This is a genomic window from Rhodococcus spelaei, from assembly GCF_006704125.1.
Classification (GTDB): domain Bacteria; phylum Actinomycetota; class Actinomycetes; order Mycobacteriales; family Mycobacteriaceae; genus Rhodococcus_G; species Rhodococcus_G spelaei.
This window is the reverse complement of record NZ_VIGH01000001.1, coordinates 37780-57572: the sequence shown is the minus strand read 5'-3', so window position 1 is coordinate 57572 and position 19793 is coordinate 37780. Positions and strand designations below refer to the sequence as shown.

The window sequence follows — 19793 nt, the reverse complement described above, 5'->3', positions numbered from 1 at the left end:
GAGCGCCGCGTGGGGACGAGGAAGGGCGTGAGATGGCAACGCTGGCACTGGTATTGGCAGGCGGGGGAGTCGCGGGGATAGCCTGGGAGACCGGCTTCCTCCTCGGCGTCGAGGACGAGTCGCCCGGCGTCGCGCGTGCACTGCTCGCGGCGGATGCACTGATCGGGACCTCCGCGGGCGCGACAGTCGCGGCGCAGGTCAGTAGCGGGCTGACCCTCGCCGACCTCTTCGAGATCCAGACGGCCGGCGTCAGTCACGAGATCCCCGCGGAGGCCGACTTCCAGTCGATCGGCGAGATGTTCGCCGCCGCACTGGCCGACGACTCCGGCCCGGCTCGGCAGCTGCAACTGATCGGCGAGGCGGCGAGGCGGGCCCCGACCGTGGAACCGGCCCGCCGCCGCGCGGTCATCGAGGCGCGGCTGCCCTCTGCAGAGTGGCCCGCCCGCCGGCTGCTGATCACCGTGACAGACACCGACACGGGCGAACTGGTTGTCCTGGACAGGGATTCCGGCGTCGGCCTGGTGGACGCGGTCGCGGCCAGTTGCGCGGTACCCGGGGTCTGGCCTGTCGTCACCATCGGTGGCCGCCGGTGCATGGACGGGGGCGTCGGCAGCTCGACCAACGCCCAACTCGCCGCGGGCAGCGATGCCGCTGTGGTCCTCGTGCCGGTCGCCGAGCCGGGCCCCTACCTGCTCGGCGGCAGTCTCGACGACGACCTGACCCGTGGCCGGGTGGCGACGGCGAACCTGGCCGTCTACGCCGACGCCGACTCGGTCGCTGCCATGGGACCCAATCCCCTTGCCCCCGAGAGTCGTCGGCCGTCGGCGATCGCCGGCCGTAGTCAGGGCAGGCGCCAGGCGGCGCAGGTGGCCGAGTTCCTGGCGAGCGTGCGGGAGCCGGACGGCGTCGGCACGGTGGGCTGACGCGGTGGTGACCAAGTCCCGCCGAAGGAAGACCCGGTCGGTCGCGAAGGCGGCAGCTCCCGTTGCCGCTGCGGGGGAACGCATCTGGGTGCTCGACGTGCCGTTCCGCGCCCCCGCTCCCGGCGCGCACTACAACGGCGCGATCAAGGCGCACGTCTACGTCGGCGACAGTCTGCCCGACGAGTTGACCCGGTACGCGGCCAAACCCTACTCGTACCAGCAGTGGACGGAGGACGAGCTCAACGGGACCCGCGGCCCGTCCGCCACCGCGGCGGCGAAGCGGCTCCGACCCGAACAGGTGGAGGGCGCCGCCGCGATCGTCGCCGCCGCGGCCGCGGGCTCGCGTGGATTCTGCCTGTCCGACGACCCCGGGCTGGGCAAGACGCTGACGGCCGTCGCGGCGGCCAAGGAAGTCGCCGAGCAGCGCGGCGGATCCGCCATCCTCGTCACCGTCGATCGGCCGACCTCCATCACGATTCCGCACTGGCGGGCCTCGATCGCGGCGGTCGGGGACGGCGGTTTCCGGTGGCTGATCATCTCGCCCGACCAGCTGAAGAAGCTCATCGCCCGCAACGGCAGGCCGAAGTTCCGGTTCGACGTGGTGATCAACGACGAGGCCCACCTCTTCCGGCACGACTCACAGCGCACCGACTACCAGCGGCGGGTCGTCCGGCACCTCGACCCGCCGGACAAGGCGCCGTTCGTGATCTCGATGACGGCCACCCTCGGGCACCATCCGGGTGAATGGCGTTATCTGTCATCGCTTCTCGCGCAGGTACACGACGAACCCCCGGGACGCTGGGACGACCTCGGGGCGCGCCTCTCCGAGTCGGGGGTGCCGCTCGAGCGCCGGCTCGGTCGCTGGCAGTGGACGGCCGAGGCGAAGTCGTCGGCCCGTAGCCAGGCGGATGCGGTGGCCCGGGTGCGCGAGTGGATGACCTCGGCGGATCCCGCGGTCATGATGCACCGGTCGGCCCCGTGGGGTCAGGCCCCGATCGACGGACTGGGGGTCGACCTGAGTGTCGCCGAACGCGAACAGTACGAGATGGACTGGGGTGAGTACCGCCGCGAAATGCGCATCGCGCGAACGGGATCCGACGGCGCTCGCGGCCGCGCGGCGCTGATCCGATTCCGCCAGAAGGCGGGCATGATCCGCGCGCCACACACCGCCGCACTGGTCGCGGCAACCGCCGAGCGCGGATACCAGTGCCTGGTCGCGACGGAGATGGTGAGCACCGGTGCCGAGCCGGTCGCCGACCTGCTCGAGGAGCGGGGCATCAGCGTGTCCCGGATCTTCGGAGGTCGCCGCGACGCCGAGAACGAGCGCCTGCGCTTCCAGCGCGGCGACTCCCAGGTGGTCGTCTTCAACACCACCTCGGCGATCAGTCTGCACGCCGCCGAACACCTCGCGGACGGTTCCCACGCGACCGACACCCCGCGACTCGGGTTCTTTCACCAGCCGCGCTACTCCGGGATCGCCGCGCGGCAGACCATCGGTCGGGCCCACCGCGACTACCAGGTCTGCCCGTGGTCGCTGCTGTACGCCGTGGACACGGTGGAGGAGCAGGCGGCAGTCACGATGGTCGACCGGCTGATGGTGCTGTCGGCCGGTGTCGACGGCGATCTGGGTGCGCTCGCCGCGATTGCCCGCCTGTTCGACGCCGACTGGCTCGGGGAGCAGGCCTTCGACTGACGTTCCCGATCGACTGACCGCTGGATGGGAGGAAGTCCGCCGCGGCGCCCGACGATGCGCCTAGCGTGGGTGGCACTGTCAGGACTTCGATTCGAGGAGAACTTCATGGCGACGTACGTGCTCACCGGCGCGGCCTCCGGGCTCGGTGCGGCCACCAAGGCGCGGCTCGAGGCGGACGGCCACCGTGTCATCGGTGTCGACCTCCACAATGCCGACATCAACGTCGACCTGGGCAGCGCCGACGGGCGCAGCGAGGCGATCGCTGCGATCACCAATCTGCTCGACGGCAGCCTGGACGGCTTCGTTCCGTTCGCCGGGCTCGCGGCCGCCGCCGGTCGTCCCGCCAGCTCGTTGATCGCAGTCAACTACTTCGGCGCCATCGAACTCCTCGAGGGCCTGCGGCCGCTGCTGGCCGCGGGGGAGCAGCCGTCCGTGGTGCTGATCAGCTCCAATTCGTCCACCACCCAGCCGGGTTGGCCCGTCGCGCTCGCCGACGCCTGCCTCGACGGCGACGAGGCGAAGGCCAACGCGGTCGCCGAGTCGTTCGGCGAGCTCGCCGCGATCCAGACGTACCCGGCCACCAAGGCCGCCCTCGCCTACTACGCGCGGACCAAGTCCGCGGAGTACATCGCACAGGGCATCCGTCTCAACGCGATCGCGCCTGGATTGATCGACACCCCGATGACGCAGGAGGGCCTCAAGGACCCGTTGATCGGCGCCGGCATGGAACAGTTCCTGGCCACCATTCCCGCCGGTCGTGGCGGCAGGCCGGACGAGGTTGCCTCGTTGGTGGCGTTCCTGCTCGGACCCGAGTCGACCTACTTCGTCGGCTCGGTGGTGTTCGCCGACGGCGGTACCGACGCCGCGTTCCGCGGACGGGACTGGCCGAAGATGTGGGAAGTCGGGTAGCCGCGGCGCCCCCACCGGCTCGACATTGCGGGGCGGACCTGTCGCGATGAGTTTCCGCGGCGAGCCGGGTCTGTACAACCGACACCCCCGCGCCGAGTATGTGACTCAGGCGTCCCACCGAACGAGCGGAGCCCACGATGTCCCGAATGCTGTTTGCGAATCTGCCGGTCAGCGATGTGACTGCCACCCGGAAGTTCTTCGACGGACTCGGATTCGAGTTCAACGAGACCTTCAGCGACGAGCACACCCTGAGCATGGTGGTCAACGACATGACCACGGTGATGTTCCTGGAGGAGCCCCGATTCCGGGACTTCATCGCCGACGAGATCTGTGACACCGCGAGGGCGCGCGAGGTGCTGATGTGCGTGTCCGCCGACAGCCGTGCGGAGGTCGACACGCTGGTCGACGCCGCCGTCGACGCGGGCGGCAGCGCGTGGATGGAGCCGCAGGACCAGGGCTTCATGTACGGCCGCGCATTCCGCGACCTCGACGGGCACGTCTGGGAGGTCATGTGGATGGATCCGAGCGCGATCCCGGGCTGACCTCGGCCACCGAGTACTTCGCCGGCGCCGTCCGTGAGATGACGGCGCCGGCTCGGTCGCGCGGTCCGTCCGACCCGATCCGAGACGGTTCGGCGCTGACCGTGCGCCGCTGCCTCGAACTGTTCGACGCGCAACTCGGCAGCAGGCACCTGGACCTCGCCGCACGTCGGCTCCGCGCGCGCGGACAGGGCTACTACACGATCGGGTCGGCCGGGCACGAGGGCAACGCCGCACTCGCGGCCGCCCTCCGGCCCACTGATCCGGCGTTGCTGCACTACCGGTCCGGTGCCTTCTTCCTGGAGCGGGCCCGGCAGGTCGGGGGCAGCGACCCGCTGCGGGACGTGTTGCTGGGGGTGGTCGCGGCCGCAGAGGACCCGATCTCCGGCGGCAGGCACAAGGTGTTCGGCCGCCATGACCTCGCCGTGATCCCGCAGACCTCCACGATCGCCTCGCACCTGCCGCGGGCGGTCGGGCTGGCATTCTCGGTCGCTCGGGCCGACCGGCTGGGGGTCGAGCCGGCCTGGCCGGTGGATTCGGTGACCGTGTGCAGCTTCGGGGACGCCTCCGCCAACCACTCCACCGCGACGGGGGCGATCAACACGGCGGCCAACATCGCGTATCGGGGCCTGCCGTTGCCACTGCTGTTCGTGTGCGAGGACAACGGGCTCGGAATCAGTGTTCCGACCCCGCCGGGCTGGATCGCCGCGGCCTACTCGAATCGCGCAGGCCTCGAGTACTTCGCCGCCGACGGATGCGACCTCGCCGAGGCCTTCGACGTATCGCAGCGGGCCGTCAATTGGGTTCGCGCCCACCGTCGCCCGGCGTTCCTGCATCTGAGCACGGTGCGACTGTTCGGGCACGCGGGGTCGGACGTCGAGTCGGCCTACCGCAGTCCCGCGGAGTTGGCGGCCGACCTGCGGCGCGATCCGCTGGTGGCCACCGCCCGACTCCTGGTCGCGGCCGGCGCCCTGACACGCGCGGAGGTGCAGGACCGATACCGGAACATGGACGAGCGGGTGGAGGCTGTCGCGGGCGAGGTGTCCGGTGGGGCGCCGCTGCGCTCGGCGGCCGAGGTGATGGCCCCGCTCGCTCTGCCCGATCCCACAGTTGTCGCGCGCGAACTGGAAAACCGTTCCGACACCGGGGAATCGGCGGAGCCGCTGACGCTCGCCCGCGCGATCAACCGCGCGCTCGTGGATGTCCTGACGCGCCACCGCGAGTCGCTCGTGTTCGGCGAGGATGTCGCCCGCAAGGGTGGGGTGTACGGGGTGACCCGCGGGCTCGCCCATACCTTCGGGCAGGCCCGCGTCTTCGACACCCTCCTCGACGAGCAGGCCGTTCTCGGGCTGGCGGCCGGCGCGGGGCTCGCCGGGCTACTTCCGGTGCCCGAGATCCAGTACCTCGCCTACCTGCACAACGCCGAGGACCAGATCCGTGGCGAGGCAGCGACACTCACCTTCTTCTCGGCCGGGCAGTACCGCAACCCGATGGTCGTGCGGGTCCCGGGGTTCGGCTACCAGGAGGGCTTCGGCGGGCACTTCCACAACGACGACGCGGTGGCGGTACTGCGCGACGTGCCGGGCATCGTGGTGGCCGCGCCGGCCCGCCCCGACGACGCGGCCGCGATGCTGCGCACCTGCGTCGAGGCGGCGCGGACCGCGGGCACGGTCTGCGTGTTTCTCGAGCCGATCGCCCGCTATCACACCCGCGACCTGTACGAACCCGGCGACGCCGGCTGGCTGGCGCCCTATCCGACCGAGCACGTGCCGATCGGTCGGGCGCGCCGCTACGGCGACGGCGACGACCTGACGATCGCGACGTTCGGCAACGGCCTCTACCTGAGCCTGCGGGCCGCACGAACACTGCGGCGCCGCGGTATCGGGGTTCGCGTCCTGGACTTGCGCTGGTTGGTACCCCTGCCGGTCGAGGACCTGCTGCGCGAGGCGGGTGCCACCGGCCGGCTGCTCGTGGCGGACGAGACGCGTCGATCGGGTGGTGTCGCGGAGGGCGTGCTCGCGGCGTTGGTGGACGGCGGGTTCGGTGGTGTCATGGGGCGGGTGGCGAGTGAGGACAGCTTCGTGCCGCTCGGTGGCGCGGCGAGACTGGTGCTGCTGTCCGAGGAGTCGACCGTGGCGGCGGCGGTCGACCTCGTGCGGCGGTGAGCGTTCGGCGCGCCCGGTGGGCCGAGGCGTGGCAGTATCGCGTGGATGTTGGACAGTCGACCAGTTTCCCGCCGGGTCAGTCTGATGGTCGCCGCGACCGCCGTCGCGGTGGTCGCCGCCAGTGGCGTCGCGGGTGCCCAGTCGTCCGTCCCGACAGGTGAACCCGGCTCGGTGGCGCTCGAGCCGATCGGTGAGGTGCGTGAGGTCCCCGCGGACTTCTTCGGCGTCAACGGTGCCCGGATCATCTCTCCCGAGAACGCCGCGCAGTGGCACGACCCGGTCTTCCGGCAGGCTCTCGCCGGCCTGGGTGCGGGTCTCGTCCGGGTCCAGGGCGGTAGCACGTCGCAGTGGATCGACTGGCGGACAGGCCTGTTCGACGAGCGTCCGGACGGACAGTTCGTCGGGCAGAACGAGGGCCGCCGGCCACTGCTGCTCACCGACTGGGCGGACATCGTCCGCACCGCCGGAGCGACACCCATCTTCGATCTGAACGTCCTCACCTCCACCGTCGACGAGCAGATCGCCATGCTGCGGGAGGCGAGGCGCCTCGGCATGGAGGTGCGCTACGTCGAACTCGGCAACGAGTTGTGGGATCCGGGCAAGTACTACCGCCAGGTGTATCCGACCGGGGCCGACTATGCGCGGGCGATGAACGGCTGGATCACGCAGCTGCGGACCGCGTTCCCGGACATCGAGATCGCGGTGTCCGGCGCCGACGACTCCTCGATGGTGAGCAGCGTGCTCGGCGAGCGACTGCAGGACTGGAATGCCGGCCTGTACGCGAACATCCGCGGAGCCGACGCGGTCGCCCTGCATCCGTACTGGGTGCCCGACCCGGTGCAGGCGGATGTCGGCTCCACCGCTGCGGGTGGCGTGGCCGCGTGGAATGCGTTCGCGGACAAGGTGGTCGCGAAGGTCCCGTCGGCAATGAAGGTCTGGCTCACCGAGTACAACCAGATCAACACTCCGCTCGGCGAGATCCCGGGGTTCCCGCAGCACCTGGTGACGGGGGTGCCGCAGACCTGGGCGGTGGGGCTCGGCGTCGCCGGATTCGCGCTCGCCGGACTCACCGACCCTCGGATCGAGATGTCGGTGATCCACGCCGCCCTCGACGGGCTGCCGTCCGAGCGTTCGCGGGCAGCCAACGGCAACGAGGAGATTCACGCGATGCTCGCCGACGGTTCGGGCAACTCGACCGAGTTCGGTCGGACCGCCGTCAACGCAACGCTCACCCCGATCTACACCCGCGCCCGCGGGGGAGCGTCCGTCCGACGGCTCCGGGCCGACGCGGCGCCGGAGGTCACGGCGGCGCTGGGGTCTCCCCTCGGTGTCGCGAGGGTGCCGGGGGTGCTCGGGGCCCAGTTCCTCGGGGACCGGCCCGGTGCCTTCCTGGTCAACCTCACCGATCGGCCCGTGCGGGTGAGCCTGCCGCCCGAGCTCTCGGGTGGCTCGACTGCCGACACGATGACCGCCCCGCCGTTGGCCAATCCCGCGTTCACCCCGACCGACCGCGTCACCGAGACCCGCACCGAGGTCACGCGGGAGGCGGACCTTCCGGCGTACTCATTGACGCAACTGTCCGCTAACTGATGCGGGTCATCGCTTGCAGCGCCGTCGGCCAGGAGCGAGCGGTGGCGATGGGGTCCCACACACCGTGCCGTGCGCGGGTGAGGGGATAGCAGGCGAGTCCGATCACCACCGCCGAGAGGTGCCCGACATCGGTGAACGTCGCCCCGGAGAAGAGCGGAGTCGCGAAGAATACGAGTACACCGGCCAGGTACACGTAGCGCCACGGCTTGATGATCCGGTAGGTCAGCACGCCCACCACACCGGCGAGCGCGTAGCTGACGCCGACGTCGAGCGTGAAGGCCGCCTTCTCCGGGGCGCGGCCGTCGTTGATGGCCCAGTACAGGACACCCTCGCTGAGATAGGTGGCGCCGACGTGGGCGATCACGCAGACGAGCACCCAACGCAGCGTCCCGAGCCAGCGTTCGGCGGGCACGTGGAAGATGTTGAAGATGATGAAATAGGTGATCCAGCCGCCGCCGGAGAGCCAGAACGCACTGGTCACCAGCACCCGCAGCGGGTCCTCTTCGAGGTGGTGCAGGTTGGTCGAGCGGCTGCCGAGCACGTGCCGCTCGGCACCGGGGGACAGGCGGGCGACCACGATCGTGGTCACCAGCAGGATCGCGAGCCATATGAACGTGCCCGGCGCGCGCCGGATGTACACCCACACCTCGTGTGGGAGAGCTGCGAGTCGTTGCCGGGCCGAGACCGCCACCACACCAGTGTGACCGACCCGGCCCGGATCCGCGCGCCTCGCGGGGGGGGGTTCAGCCCTCCGGCAACTCGACGCCGAGTTCGGCCGCGCGTTGCGAGACGGCCTCCGGAAAGACGTTCTTGTACAGGTAGAGGTCGCGGCCCATCACCCAGCCGGGTGCGAGCCGGGTGGCGTACCGCTCGAAGTAGCCCAGCTGCTTGCCGAACAGCACCAGCTCTTCGGGACTCGCCACGCCCCACTGCTTGCCGATCTGGACCAGGCTCATGATGAGGTCGCTGAGCCGGAGCTCGGCGAGGTCGCGGGCGAAGACCGGTGCGAGCAGCGCTCCGACCTGGTTGCCGATCTCCGCGTCGCTGGCGTCGACCTCCGCGGTGTACCCGAGCGACCGGATGCCGCGGGCCATCCGGGAGTAGTCGCCGTCGATCAACGTCGCGTAGAACATGTCGCGCAGGATCGTTCGCCACACCTCGGGCAGCTCGCCGACAATGCCGAAGTCGAGCATCGCGATCCGGCCGTCGTCGAGGACCCACAGGTTGCCCGCGTGCACGTCGCCGTGGAAGGGGCCGTGCACCAGGATCGACTCCATCCACGCCTTGACGCCGCGCCGGATGAGCAACTGGGTGTCCGTGGTGCCGTCGGGTTCGATGCGGTCGAGCGGCGTGCCGTGCATCCGCTCCATGCAGATCACGTGGGGTCCGCAGTACGGCCAGTACACCTCCGGTGCCGTCACCCACCGGTTGTCGCCGAACGCCCACAGGGCGTCGCGGAAACGAGTCTGCCGGTCGGCCTCGACGGCGCTGTTGAGCTCGGTCATCGTCGCGTTGTGCAGATCGCGGACGATGGCGGTCGCATTCGCGACGCGGAGGAACTCGCTGAACCGTTCGAACAGTCGGGCACCCCAGTACGCGGTGCGCAGGTCGATCAGCATCCGGCGGTGGATTCCGGGGCGCTGCACCTTGATGACGGCCTCCGTCCCGTTCGGCAGCACGCAGGCGTGCACCTGGGCGACCGACGCGGCGGCCAGCGGCTCGTCGTCGAAGCTCGTGAACAACTCCTCGACCGGCATCCCGAGATCCGCTTCGATGACGGCGCGGGCCTGCGCGGCGGGGACGGGCGGGACGTCGTCGAGGCATCGCAGACAGGCATTGGCCAGCGGCGTGGGAAACACCCCGGATGAGGAGGCCGCCAGCTGCCCGAGCTTGACGAAGGTGGGGCCGAGGACCTCGAACGCGTCGACGACACCTTCCGAGGCGGCGTCCGCCCAGCTCATCTCCCGGCGGGTGAACGGCTTGGTCACCACTGCAAACAGTGTGCATGCCAGGATCACCGTCCCGACCACCAGTGCGCGCCAGAGTTGGGCCAGGCCGAACTGGTCGAGCCTGGGCATGCGCACGGACAGCGCTTCCTGCGGCGGTCCCGACGAATACGGGCCGACCTGACAGGGCAGGGATTCGGGCACGGACGACACCTCGCTTCTGATCCAGCCCGACAGCCTAGGGGCGCGGACGAGAAACGTCGATCCTCCTCCACGGTGGCGGGCATCCGATAGTGCACCCTGATACCGAGGAGGATCAATGCGCAGGAATCTGGTCGGGGTCGTTGTTCTCGTGGTGCTTACGGCGTTCGGGGTGTTCGGAGCGGAAGGCGGGGCGGTCGCCGGGCCGGGGGCGGGCGGGGCACCGGGTACCGGACCCTGCGCGAGCGACCCGCCTGCGACCACTGCGCCGCTGCTGCCCGAACGCCTCGAAGTGCCGATTCCGTTCCCGGTGGTGACGCAGGTGCCGTATCCCGCGCCGGTCACCCCGACCACCCGGATCGCGGCGCCGGCGCTGCCCGCGAACCCGTGCACCGACCCGTGCCCGGACCTCACCGACGGGGCGGACCAGCTTCCCGGCGGGCTGTCCAGCGACCTGGGCGTGCCCCAGATCGGGGTCAAGTTCACCCCCTTCCACCTGGGCATCCCGGTTCCCGGGCCGGACGCCGGTCCGCTGCCCGAGCGGCCGCCGGTGGTCCATCCGGCCACCGAGAGCGCCACGCTCGCGGCGGCCCGCCCGGCGCCACGGGTCGGCGCGGTCACGACGGTCGCGAAGGAGACCGGCGCAAGCTCGGTGAACCGGACCGACAAGCGGTGGCAGGTCAACGGCACGGACCTGGGCATCATGTGGGAGAGCGAGCCGGGGAAGGTCGCGGTGGCCTTCGGCGACACGGTCGGTCGCGGGTTTCATCCGCCGGGCGGCCAGGGCGAGGACTGGCGCAGCAATGTGCTTGCGTTCAGCACCGACCGAAACCTTTCGGACGGAATGACTTTCGACTCGATGGTGCAGGACAGTCGATGCCACGCCGCGGAGATTCTCAGCAGCCGCAAGCTCGACAACGTGGAGATCACGACGATCCCCACCTCCGGATTCGCGATCGGTTCCCGTCAGTACCTGAGCTACATGTCGATCCGCACCTGGAACAGCATCCCCGGCACGATGTTCACCAACCACGGCGGAATCGCCTACTCCGACGACGGGGGTCAGAACTGGACGAAGGACCCGTATGCCCAGTGGGACAACATCTTCGGTCTGGCACGGTTCCAGGTGTCGGCGATGGTCCCGCAGGGTGGTTACGTCTACATGTTCGGAACGCCCAACACCCGGCTCGGTGAGGTCGGGTTGGCGCGGGTGCCCGCGGATCAGGTGCTCAACAAGTCGGCATACCAGTACTGGAGCGACGGCTCCTGGACCGCGGTCGGCGGGGCGGGGTCCGCGACACCGATCCTCAGCGGGCCCGCGGGCGAACTGTCGGTCCGGTACGACGAGACGCGGGCGCGGTGGCAGATGACCTACCTCGACACCTCGAAGGCGGCCATCACCCTGCGTGAGTCGGACGCCCCGCAGGGTTCCTGGTCGGAATCGGTACCGCTCGTCGGCATCGACCGTTATCCCGAGTTGTACGGTGGCTTCATCCATCCGTGGTCGACCGCCACCGACCTGTACTTCACGGTGTCGACGTGGTCCGACTACAACGTATTTCTGATGCACGCCGAATTGCAGTGAAAGTCAGACACATTCGGTTCCGAACGATTCGAGGAGACGATCGAGACGATGTGGCCAGCCGAATGGCCGCGGGCAGCCCGCGACATCGCGTCCGCCACCGACGAGGCCGTGACTGCGGCGCGTGTTCCCGACCGAGAGGCTTTCGAGGAGGCTGCTGAGAAGTTGCGTCGCCTCGACCTCGAGCAGGTGCGCGCGGTGCATTCGGCGATGGTCCGCGAACTGCTCGAGGACCTGCACCCCGACGGGTTGACCGGCGAGTCCGTCCAGGCGGTGCTCGAGCGGTGCGCCCGAGGCACGACCGCGTGGGTGTCAGATCTGCAGGTTCCGTTGCTGGTCGCGGTGCTGACCGGTGCGCTCGGACTCACCGATCCCGACGAGGAGAACATCCCGCGGGATCGGTTCGCGGTGGCCAGGCACGCACTGCTCGTGCTGGCCGACCTGCTGTCGGCGGCGAAGGCTCCCGCAGCGGGGTACCTACGCCGCGCGATCGGGGAGGTTGCCCGAGCCGAGACCGTCGAGATGCCCTGATCTGTAACGCTTCCCGTCGTCGGGCAGGCCCCGGTCTCGCTCAGCCGTGCAGCAGGTTCGCGCCCGCGATCATCGCCTCGATCGACGACTCGGTCGCGGTGGAGCCCATCCCGAGTGCCCAGTGCCTGCGCCCGTCGTGTTCGCACAGCAGGAAGGTGGCGGTCCGGCCGTCCGCGACCCGGATCTGGTGGAAGGACAGGATCTCGAGCTGGAATCCGGCCTCGTACAGCATCGTGGTGAGGGCCGAGACCGGCCCACCGGCGACGGTGGTGGCCTGGCGGATGGTGTTGCCGATTCCGAGGGTGGCCTTGAACTCGCTGTTCCCGGCGCCGACCGGGGTGACGGACCAGCGGCCGAACCGGACCGGGCCGTTCGTCGGCGAGTAGGTGGCGAGGAAGGTGCGCCAGTTCATCCCGGCGCAGTCGGCGCGCATCTCGCGGGGGAGTGGGGTGCCGTAGCGCAGCGTGAACGGGTCGGCGGGAGTGCTGGAGGTGAAAGCCTGGAGAGTGTTCATCGACGTGGTCTTCCTGGAATGAAGGGAGGACCAACTGGTAGCTCAACGACCCGCAGCGAGGGGTCGGTCCGAATCAGACCCCGCTACGGCGGCGAACTACGAGGATGCGCGTCATGGCCGCCACCCTAGGCGCGATCGTGACCGAACGCAACAATTCGGACTGGCCGGCGCCCGCGGCGGGTGACGGGCGCCACACGGATGTCGTTCGCGAATCGGACATTGAGTTGGACGCTTGTCCGATATAACTGAGCGCGAATGCGACGGGGGGGCGAGCGTTACGACAGCACACCCTCGTGCACGTTGTTCCATTCGACTGGAGGATCTGCATGTCACGTAAGGCGATGCGCCGCACCGCATCCATCGTTGCCGCCACCGCGCTTCTCGCGGGTGGCCTCGCCGTCGGCGCGGGCACTGCCGCGGCCGCCGGCTCCGCCGACCTGGGCAGTGCGGGCTCGTCGGATACCGCGACCCCGCCCGCCGAGCAGAAGCCGCACTCGGCCACCAAGAAGACCGACAACATCTCGGTGACCAAGAAGGTCGTCGGCGACGGGACGGTGGCGCCGGGTCAGAAGGTCACCTACCGGACCGTCATCTCGGTGCCGAGTGGTGTGGACCGGCTCGTCAACAAGATCACCGACTTCCATCCGGCCGGCTTCGAATACGTCGAGGGCAGCGCGAAGATCAATGCCTGGAACGTGATCGGAGGCCAGAAGGAAACGGCGGTCAAGCCCACGGTGAACGCGGCGGACAACAGCGTGTCGGTGACGGAGCCCTTCGTCGGGTGGCTGACCTCCTCGATCGAGGCCAAGACCGTCACGCTGGAGGTGAGCTACCTGGTTCCGTCGAGCGCCAAGGCCGGCACCGCCCTCGACAGCGGCGTGACCTTCGACGTGCTGGGCTTCCTGGCTACCCAGAAGTTCAACCCGATGGGTGTCTTCGTCACCGTCCGTGACGCCAACCTGGTCGAGAGCGTGACCGGCGGATCCGCCGAGCTCGGGCTGGGCTCGTCCGAGGGTGGCACCGGTTCCGCCGGCTCCGCGATCATCACCGACCCGGCCGGTTTCGTGGCCGACGTGATCAGCGGCGTCATCAAGAACGGCAGCTAGCCGCGGCAACCGCGAAGGGGCCGTCCGGCGTGCCGGGCGGCCCCTTCGCGGGCCCGGGGTGGGTGCACCCCGGACCGGTCAGCGACCCGGTGGCAAACCAAGCGGGCGCTTGTTTTAGGGTTGTTAGACGCAATCTTTACCCGGCCGTCATGGTTCACCGCGTCATCCCGAATGGAGATCTGCATATGTCCCGTTTCTCGCTGCGCTGCGCCGCATCCGTCGCCGCCGCTACCGCACTGGTCGTCGGCGGCATGTCGCTGGGTGCCGGTACGGCCGTCGCCGCCCCGGAGGGTTCGTGCACGAAGAGCAACGTCCTCATCTCCAAGAAGGTGCTCAACGGGGGAGAGGTGGCCCCGGGTGGTGAAGTCCGCATCCGCACCGTCTTCTCCGTCAGCTCCGGGATTGACCGCATGATCAACAAGGTCACCGACTTCCATCCCGAGGGTTTCTCGTACGTGAAGGACTCGGCCACCCTCGATACCTGGCATCTCATCGGCCTGGCGCAGAAGACGGAGTCTGTGACCCCGGCCCCGAACGCCACCGACAACTCCATCTCGGTGAGCAACGGCGCGGGCTGGTCGGTCTCGACGACGGGCAACAAGACGGTGACTCTCGAGGCGAGCTACCTCGCCCCCAAGGACGCCAAGGTCGGGTCCGAGGTTGCGGTCGGTGCGGGGTTCAAGAGCGGTCTGCTCGGTGAGAACAAGTGCGACAAGTTGGCCACCGTCAAGATTCGCGGTAAGAACATCGTCGAGGGCGCGACCTCCGGCTCCGCTGACCTCGGCTTCGGCTCCGCCGACACCGAGGGTGGCTCCGGCTCGGCCGGCTCGTCCATCATCACCGATCCGGCCGGCTTCATCGGCAGCATCATCGGCAACGTGATCAAGAGCGCCAGCTAGTTTCGCGGAAATCAACGAGGGCCGTCCGGGATACTCCCGGACGGCCCTCGTCGATTTCGTCGCAGGCACTGCCTCCGGGATACCATGTGGTTTCCAAACGAATGGTCAAGCACTGCAGAATTATTCGATTCACGCACGGAACAGCGCGCGCGTCCATACGATGACGCGACGCGCGTCCGGGAGTCGGGGCTACCGGGCGTCGCGTGGCCACCCCAGTGAATGGAGATTCTGCATGTCCCGTACCACGATGCGCCGCGCCGCATCCGTCGCCGCCGCCACGGCCCTGCTCGCCGGTAGCTTCGCGACCGGAGCGGCCACTGCCTCGGCCGCTTCGATTCTGTCGGACCTCGGCTCCACGGCGAGTGCGCCGGATGTGCCCGCCTCGGCCACGGTGACCGTCGACAACCTCGTCGTGACCAAGGCGATCGTCGGGAGCAATCAGATTGCGGCCACCGGCCAGGTGACCTATCGGACCACCATCTCGGCCACCTCCGGTCCGGACCGGCTCATCACCAAGATCGTCGACCTCAATCCGGTCGCCCTCGTCTACGTCGAGGGCTCCGCCAAGGTGACGTCCTGGCAGAACGGCGCGATGACCTCCGAGTCCGTCACGGCGACCGCGTCCGCGAACGCCGGCGTCGCAGTGAGCAATGCGGCCGGCTGGGTGGTCTCGGCGATCGGCAACAAGACCGTCACCTTCGACGTCACCTACTCGGTGAAGTCCGTCGGCGTCAGCACCGGCATCTTCGACAGCGGCCTCGCCATCGACGTGGCGGGATTGCCCGAGCAGCAGTGGCCGGCGATGGGCGTCAAGTTCAACCTCGTCGGATCTGTCACCCCCAGCTTCGGAAGCAGCTGATCCCGGCACAGTCGACGCATGTCGACAGGGGCCGCCCGGGCATTCCCGGGCGGCCCGTGCCGCTCACGCCATGTCGTGCTCGTCCCCGGGGGCGACCTTCCGCAGTCCGCGGTAGGCGTCCGCGGGCGTGCGTCGACCGGCGACGACGGCCTCGACCTCGGCCGCGATCGGCATCTCCACGTCGAAGTCGCGGGCGAGTTCCATCACCGTCGGCGCGGTCTTGACCCCCTCGGCGACCTGGCCCAGTTCGGCGACCGCCTGGTCGACGGTCAATCCTCGGGCCAGGGCCTCACCGACCCGACGATTGCGCGAGGCGGGGCTCATACAGGTGGCGATGAGGTCGCCGACGCCGGTGAGCCCGGCGAACGTGCGCGGGTCCGCGCCCATCGTCTCGCCCAGCCGGGTCATCTCGGCGAGCCCGCGCGCGAGCACCATGGCCCGGGTGTTGTCGCCCACGCCCAGGCCGTCGGCCATGCCCGACGCGATCGCGACGATGTTCTTGAGCACCCCGCCGAGCTCGCAGCCGAGTACGTCGGTGTTGCGGTAGACACGGAAGACCCTGGAGGCGAACAACGGTTGCAGGGCGCTGGCCACCCGATCGTCCTGTGTCGCGACGACCGCCGCGGCGGCCATGCCGTCGGCGATCTCCTTGGCGATGTTGGGGCCGGCCAATAGACCGACGGGGTGGCCGGGCAGGCATTCGGCGATCACCTCGGTGGGTCGCTGCCGCGTACCGGGCTCGAGTCCCTTCGCCAGGGACAGGACGGGCACCCAGGCCCGGACCTCGTTGCTGATCTCGGTCAGTGTGCTTCGGACGGCGTGTGACGGCACACCGACGACGAGGACATCCGCCTCCCTGGCGGCCTCGACGAGGTCGTCGGTCGCCCGCAGACCGGCGGGCAACTCGCGGTCGCCGAGGTAGCGCGAATTGCGACGTTCGGTGTTGATCTCCTCCGCGGCCGCCGAACTCCTGGACCACAACAGGGTCGGGGTGTTGTGTGCGGCCAGGCCGGCCACCGTGGTTCCCCACGATCCCGCGCCCAGCACCACCACCCGCACCGGCCGCGCCATCAGCGAACACCCTGCGTGCGATCGACATGTGCCGTCATGGCTTCAGATTTCCACCACGGCAGCCGATCCGGTGCGGAATCCCGCGAACTGAAATCAGAACGGTGCGACGACACCCGCGATCGGGATGCGCCCGCCGACCGCGACGCGGAAGTCCACCATGGCGCGCTGCAGATGGTCGGGCGAGGTCACGACCACCGCGCTGGTGGCGCCACGTTGGGCGAGGATCGCGTTGGTGTTCTGCGCGTTCTCGACGGTCGAGCGTGAGGTGTACTCCTCGGTGATCCGGAACGGGGGAATCCCGTGTGCGATCAGCCAGTCCCGCATCGCGCGGGACTCGGTGATCCCGTTCTGCGGCACGCCCCCGCTGACGATGATCGGGGAGAGCGGGTAGCGATTGGCAACCTGGAGGGTCGCCTGCAGGCGGGACACGAGCAACGGCCGCATCGTCCCGTCGGGGAGTAGTCCCGCGCCGAGCGCGACGATGTTGGTGCCGAACGGGTTCAGGTCGAGGACCACCGGGTACTGGGTGGTCAGGGTCTCGAACCGGGTGCAGGTGAGGATCACCTCGCGGAACGGCGTCTGGCACCCGCCGACGGTCGACAGCACGCCGTTCACGAGCGTGGTCGGAGTGACGTCGGCGCTCGCCGTGGCGGGCAGTGCGGCCCCGGCGGCGGCCGCGAGGAGAGCGGCGGCAATGATCCGGCGCGGACGTAGCGATCGCGAATACAACGGCATGGCACTCCTTCTCGAGCGGACGATCCTCCAGGAATGGTGACAACCGCAGTCGAGTGTGCCGCAGCGATCGCAATCTCGCTCGGCTTACGAATTGTTCGACGTGTCGGAAGGTCCGACGCGCGGCTTCAGTCCGCGGCGCGAGCCAGCGCCGACGGCCACCAGATCGCGCGACCGATGTCGTGCGAGAGCGCGGGGACCAGCACGCTGCGCACCACGATCGTGTCGAGCAGGACGCCGAACGCCACCGCGAAGCCGATCTCGGCGAGGAACACCAGCGGGAGCACGCCGAGCACCGCGAAGGTGGCGGCGAGGACCACGCCCGCCGAGGTGATCACACCCCCGGTGACCGCCAGCCCCCGCAGCACACCGGTACGGGTGCCGTGGGTGAGCGACTCCTCGCGGACCCTGGTCATCAGGAAGATGTTGTAGTCGATGCCGAGGGCGACGAGGAACACGAACGCGAACAACGGGAATGCCTGATCGGCGCCCGCGAAATGGAAGACGTGGGTGAAGAAGAACCCGCACACGCCGAGCGTCGCGGCGAAGGAGAGGACCACTGTCGCGATCAGGATCAGCGGCGCGAGCAGGGCGCGCAGCAACACCGCCAGGACCACGAAGATGACCGCGAGCACGATCGGGATGATGAGGTTCCGGTCGCGCACCGATGCGGCCTGTACGTCCACAGTGGTGGCCGAGCTGCCACCGACCAGTGCGTCGGCCCCGGGAACGGCGTGCACGGCCTCGCGCAGGCGTGTGACCGTGTCGAGTGCCTGCGGCGAGTCGTAGGAGTCGGCGAGGGTGGCATTGACGACAGTGCGCCCGTCGATCGGTTGGACCGTCAGTATCGCTGGTGGGCAGCCACTCTCGGGTCCCCCGGTGCCCGGTGTGGTGCCCAGTTTGGCGAGCTCTGCCAGTTTGGCGTAGTCCACCTGCAGGCATACCGACCCGGGTTCTGTCGCCACCCCGGGCACCGTGCTCGCGACGGCGATCACCTCGTCCACCCGATCGGCATTGGTGGTGATCACCGCCGGTGCGCCGGTACCGGGATTGAACTTCGCGTCGTAGATCTGCTGCCCCTGGACCGCGTCGGGGTTGTTGGTGAAGTTCTCGGTGTTGGTCAGTCCGGTGGTCTGCAGGCTGCCGATGCCGACCGCGAACAACACGATCAACAGTGCCGTCGCGCCGATCCAGGCCGGGCGATTGCGTCGCCCGACCGCCGCCGCGATCCGGCCCCAGAGCCCGTGCGTGGCCAGGTCCGCGGCGTGGTCGACGCGCGGGATGCGCGGCCAGAACACCCAGCGGCCGGCGATCGCCAGGAACACCGGAAGGAAGGTCATCATGACCAGGTAGGTGCAGCCGATGCCGATTGCCGCGACCGGTCCCAGGCTCTTGTTCGAGTTGAGCTCGGAGAAACTCAGACACAGCAGGCCCAGGATCACGGTGAGCGCGGAGGCGCTGATCGCGGGTGCGGATTCGCGCCAGGCCCGGATCATCGCGTCGAACCGGTTCGGGTAGGCGTGCAACTCCTCCCGGTACCGCGAGATCAGGAGCAGTGCGTAGTCGGTGCCGGCGCCGAGAACGAGCACCGACAGGATGCCCTGGCTCTGTCCGGTCAGTGTCAGCAGGTCCGCCTTCGCGAGCGCGTAGATGACCATCGACGACAACCCGAGAGCGAGGACCGCGGACAACAGCGGGAAGAACCACAGCACGGGAGAGCGGTAGACGACGAGCAGGATCGCGATCACCACGAGCACGGCGGCGCCGAGCAGGGCGCCGTCGAGTCCCTGGAAGGCATCGATGAACGCCACGAGCAGCCCGCCCGGTCCGGCAGGCAGAACCTCGAGTTCGCTTGTCGCGGCGGACTTTGCGGCGTCCATCACGTTCTGTTCGTTCTGTGCCAGCACGTCGCCCTGGACGTCGGTCCCGTCCGATTTGGCCACGAGTGGCACGTACTGCGAGGCCGCGGTGCCGTCCGCGGAGTACTGGGTGGGGGTCATGCCGGACTTGTCGACGCCGTCGACCGCCGCGATGGCCTCGCGGGCCCGGGCGATCGAGGCCTTGTCCTCGGCCGTCAAGGGGGTGTCGCGGTGATAGACGACGAAGCCGGGCACGGTCGTCACGGTCACGAACCGTGCGGACTCGTCGGCGACGACCGTCGACTCGGCGGAACTGGGTAGGTACGAGGCGTTGTCGTTCTTCTGGACCTCGCTCAGCTTGCCCTGGAACGAGCCACCGGCGAGTCCGGCGAGGAAGGCGACCGCCGCGAGCGCGATGACGACGTACACCGGCCAACTCCGTCGGACGGACGGGGGCCCGGCGGGGGCAGGTTCGGTGTCGAGGTCCGTGTCGGTCATCGGGTCTCCATCCGAATGCGCGGTTCGGGCAACGCCAATGCGGTCCAGTACACCATGCGTCGGCGGCCCGCCGCGCGCGGTCGGCGTGGTGGCTTCCCGAATCGAGCGCATTTCGATGCCAGTGGCCTCGGAAATGCTCTAAGTTGTCCCGCATGACTGAGATTTCTCGGCGCATG

Annotated in this window: 17 protein-coding genes; 11 read left to right on the top strand and 6 right to left on the bottom strand. The window is 69.3% G+C overall.

Annotated features, from left to right (window positions below; translation table 11 throughout):
- The first annotated feature begins 32 nt into the window (after positions 1 to 32).
- The 6 genes from FK531_RS00240 to FK531_RS00215 all read left to right on the top strand — a co-directional run bounded on the left by FK531_RS00240 (position 33) and on the right by FK531_RS00215 (position 7819).
- Positions 33 to 923: a patatin-like phospholipase family protein gene (locus FK531_RS00240; RefSeq protein WP_142094668.1), complete on the top strand. Its 891-nt coding sequence runs from the start codon at positions 33 to 35 to the stop codon at positions 921 to 923.
- A gap of 4 nt (positions 924 to 927) precedes the next feature.
- On the top strand, positions 928 to 2616 hold the full coding sequence (locus FK531_RS00235) for a DEAD/DEAH box helicase family protein (RefSeq protein WP_142094667.1): 1689 nt from the start codon (positions 928 to 930) through the stop codon (positions 2614 to 2616).
- Between the two features lie 105 nt (positions 2617 to 2721).
- On the top strand, positions 2722 to 3525 hold the full coding sequence (locus tag FK531_RS00230) for an SDR family oxidoreductase (protein ID WP_142094666.1): 804 nt from the start codon (positions 2722 to 2724) through the stop codon (positions 3523 to 3525).
- A gap of 137 nt (positions 3526 to 3662) precedes the next feature.
- Positions 3663 to 4067, top strand: coding sequence for a VOC family protein (locus FK531_RS00225; RefSeq protein ID WP_142094665.1), 405 nt, complete (start codon positions 3663 to 3665; stop codon positions 4065 to 4067).
- A 38-nt stretch (positions 4068 to 4105) separates the two neighbouring features.
- Positions 4106 to 6229 (top strand): thiamine pyrophosphate-dependent enzyme, encoded by a 2124-nt coding sequence (locus FK531_RS00220; protein ID WP_142095276.1) that lies wholly within the window; start codon positions 4106 to 4108, stop codon positions 6227 to 6229.
- 84 nt (positions 6230 to 6313) lie between these two features.
- Positions 6314 to 7819 carry a hypothetical protein gene (locus FK531_RS00215; protein ID WP_142094664.1) on the top strand — a complete coding sequence of 502 codons (1506 nt, stop codon included), beginning with the start codon at positions 6314 to 6316 and terminating at the stop codon, positions 7817 to 7819.
- Here FK531_RS00215 and FK531_RS00210 read toward each other — a convergent pair.
- Together FK531_RS00210 and FK531_RS00205 are read right to left on the bottom strand one after the other, a co-directional pair.
- Entirely contained in the window at positions 7812 to 8510 is a 699-nt protein-coding gene (locus tag FK531_RS00210; RefSeq protein WP_220126909.1) for a rhomboid-like protein, read from the bottom strand. The genes FK531_RS00215 and FK531_RS00210 overlap by 8 nt on opposite strands.
- 52 nt (positions 8511 to 8562) lie before the next feature.
- Positions 8563 to 9897: an ABC1 kinase family protein gene (locus FK531_RS00205; RefSeq protein WP_142095274.1), complete on the bottom strand. Its 1335-nt coding sequence runs from the start codon at positions 9895 to 9897 to the stop codon at positions 8563 to 8565.
- 187 nt (positions 9898 to 10084) lie between these two features.
- Between FK531_RS00205 and FK531_RS00200 the strand changes: the two genes are divergently transcribed.
- Together FK531_RS00200 and FK531_RS00195 are read left to right on the top strand one after the other, a co-directional pair.
- A complete protein-coding gene (locus FK531_RS00200) occupies positions 10085 to 11551 on the top strand; it encodes a glycoside hydrolase family 183 protein (RefSeq protein WP_142094663.1) in 1467 nt (488 codons plus the stop codon).
- A 48-nt stretch (positions 11552 to 11599) separates the two neighbouring features.
- Positions 11600 to 12079: a hypothetical protein gene (locus FK531_RS00195; RefSeq protein WP_142094662.1), complete on the top strand. Its 480-nt coding sequence runs from the start codon at positions 11600 to 11602 to the stop codon at positions 12077 to 12079.
- A 40-nt stretch (positions 12080 to 12119) separates the two neighbouring features.
- Here the strand turns inward: FK531_RS00195 and FK531_RS00190 are convergent, their stop codons facing one another.
- Complete coding sequence (locus FK531_RS00190; protein WP_142094661.1) at positions 12120 to 12593, bottom strand: alpha-isopropylmalate synthase regulatory domain-containing protein; 474 nt, start codon at positions 12591 to 12593, stop codon at positions 12120 to 12122.
- 326 nt (positions 12594 to 12919) lie between these two features.
- Between FK531_RS00190 and FK531_RS00185 the strand changes: the two genes are divergently transcribed.
- The 3 genes from FK531_RS00185 (at position 12920) to FK531_RS00175 (ending at position 15457) form a co-directional block, all read left to right on the top strand.
- The gene (locus tag FK531_RS00185; RefSeq protein WP_142094660.1) at positions 12920 to 13699 is read left to right on the top strand and encodes a hypothetical protein; all 780 of its coding nucleotides are present in this window, start codon (positions 12920 to 12922) and stop codon (positions 13697 to 13699) included.
- Between the two features lie 185 nt (positions 13700 to 13884).
- Positions 13885 to 14598, top strand: a complete 714-nt coding sequence (locus FK531_RS00180) for a hypothetical protein (RefSeq protein ID WP_142094659.1) — start codon at positions 13885 to 13887, stop codon at positions 14596 to 14598.
- 232 nt (positions 14599 to 14830) lie between these two features.
- On the top strand, positions 14831 to 15457 hold the full coding sequence (locus tag FK531_RS00175) for a hypothetical protein (protein WP_142094658.1): 627 nt from the start codon (positions 14831 to 14833) through the stop codon (positions 15455 to 15457).
- A gap of 63 nt (positions 15458 to 15520) precedes the next feature.
- Here FK531_RS00175 and FK531_RS00170 read toward each other — a convergent pair whose 3' ends face one another.
- From FK531_RS00170 to FK531_RS00160, 3 genes are all read right to left on the bottom strand, one after another.
- The gene (locus tag FK531_RS00170) at positions 15521 to 16528 is read right to left on the bottom strand and encodes an NAD(P)H-dependent glycerol-3-phosphate dehydrogenase (RefSeq protein WP_142094657.1); all 1008 of its coding nucleotides are present in this window, start codon (positions 16526 to 16528) and stop codon (positions 15521 to 15523) included.
- Between the two features lie 93 nt (positions 16529 to 16621).
- Positions 16622 to 17263, bottom strand: a complete 642-nt coding sequence (locus FK531_RS00165) for a YdcF family protein (RefSeq protein ID WP_181762759.1) — start codon at positions 17261 to 17263, stop codon at positions 16622 to 16624.
- 125 nt (positions 17264 to 17388) lie between these two features.
- Entirely contained in the window at positions 17389 to 19617 is a 2229-nt protein-coding gene (locus tag FK531_RS00160; RefSeq protein WP_142094656.1) for an MMPL family transporter, read from the bottom strand.
- Positions 19618 to 19793 lie beyond the last annotated feature (176 nt).

Coding starts and splice junctions, on each gene's coding strand:
- FK531_RS00240 (WP_142094668.1), top strand. CDS start 33: ATGGCAACGCTGGCACTGGTATTGGCAGGCGGGGGAGTCGCGGGGATA.
- FK531_RS00230 (WP_142094666.1), top strand. CDS start 2,722: ATGGCGACGTACGTGCTCACCGGCGCGGCCTCCGGGCTCGGTGCGGCC.
- FK531_RS00225 (WP_142094665.1), top strand. CDS start 3,663: ATGTCCCGAATGCTGTTTGCGAATCTGCCGGTCAGCGATGTGACTGCC.
- FK531_RS00220 (WP_142095276.1), top strand. CDS start 4,106: ATGACGGCGCCGGCTCGGTCGCGCGGTCCGTCCGACCCGATCCGAGAC.
- FK531_RS00215 (WP_142094664.1), top strand. CDS start 6,314: ATGGTCGCCGCGACCGCCGTCGCGGTGGTCGCCGCCAGTGGCGTCGCG.
- FK531_RS00205 (WP_142095274.1), bottom strand. CDS start 9,897: ATGCCCAGGCTCGACCAGTTCGGCCTGGCCCAACTCTGGCGCGCACTG.
- FK531_RS00200 (WP_142094663.1), top strand. CDS start 10,085: ATGCGCAGGAATCTGGTCGGGGTCGTTGTTCTCGTGGTGCTTACGGCG.
- FK531_RS00195 (WP_142094662.1), top strand. CDS start 11,600: ATGTGGCCAGCCGAATGGCCGCGGGCAGCCCGCGACATCGCGTCCGCC.
- FK531_RS00190 (WP_142094661.1), bottom strand. CDS start 12,593: ATGAACACTCTCCAGGCTTTCACCTCCAGCACTCCCGCCGACCCGTTC.
- FK531_RS00185 (WP_142094660.1), top strand. CDS start 12,920: ATGTCACGTAAGGCGATGCGCCGCACCGCATCCATCGTTGCCGCCACC.
- FK531_RS00180 (WP_142094659.1), top strand. CDS start 13,885: ATGTCCCGTTTCTCGCTGCGCTGCGCCGCATCCGTCGCCGCCGCTACC.
- FK531_RS00175 (WP_142094658.1), top strand. CDS start 14,831: ATGTCCCGTACCACGATGCGCCGCGCCGCATCCGTCGCCGCCGCCACG.
- FK531_RS00170 (WP_142094657.1), bottom strand. CDS start 16,528: ATGGCGCGGCCGGTGCGGGTGGTGGTGCTGGGCGCGGGATCGTGGGGA.
- FK531_RS00165 (WP_181762759.1), bottom strand. CDS start 17,263: ATGCCGTTGTATTCGCGATCGCTACGTCCGCGCCGGATCATTGCCGCC.
- FK531_RS00160 (WP_142094656.1), bottom strand. CDS start 19,617: ATGACCGACACGGACCTCGACACCGAACCTGCCCCCGCCGGGCCCCCG.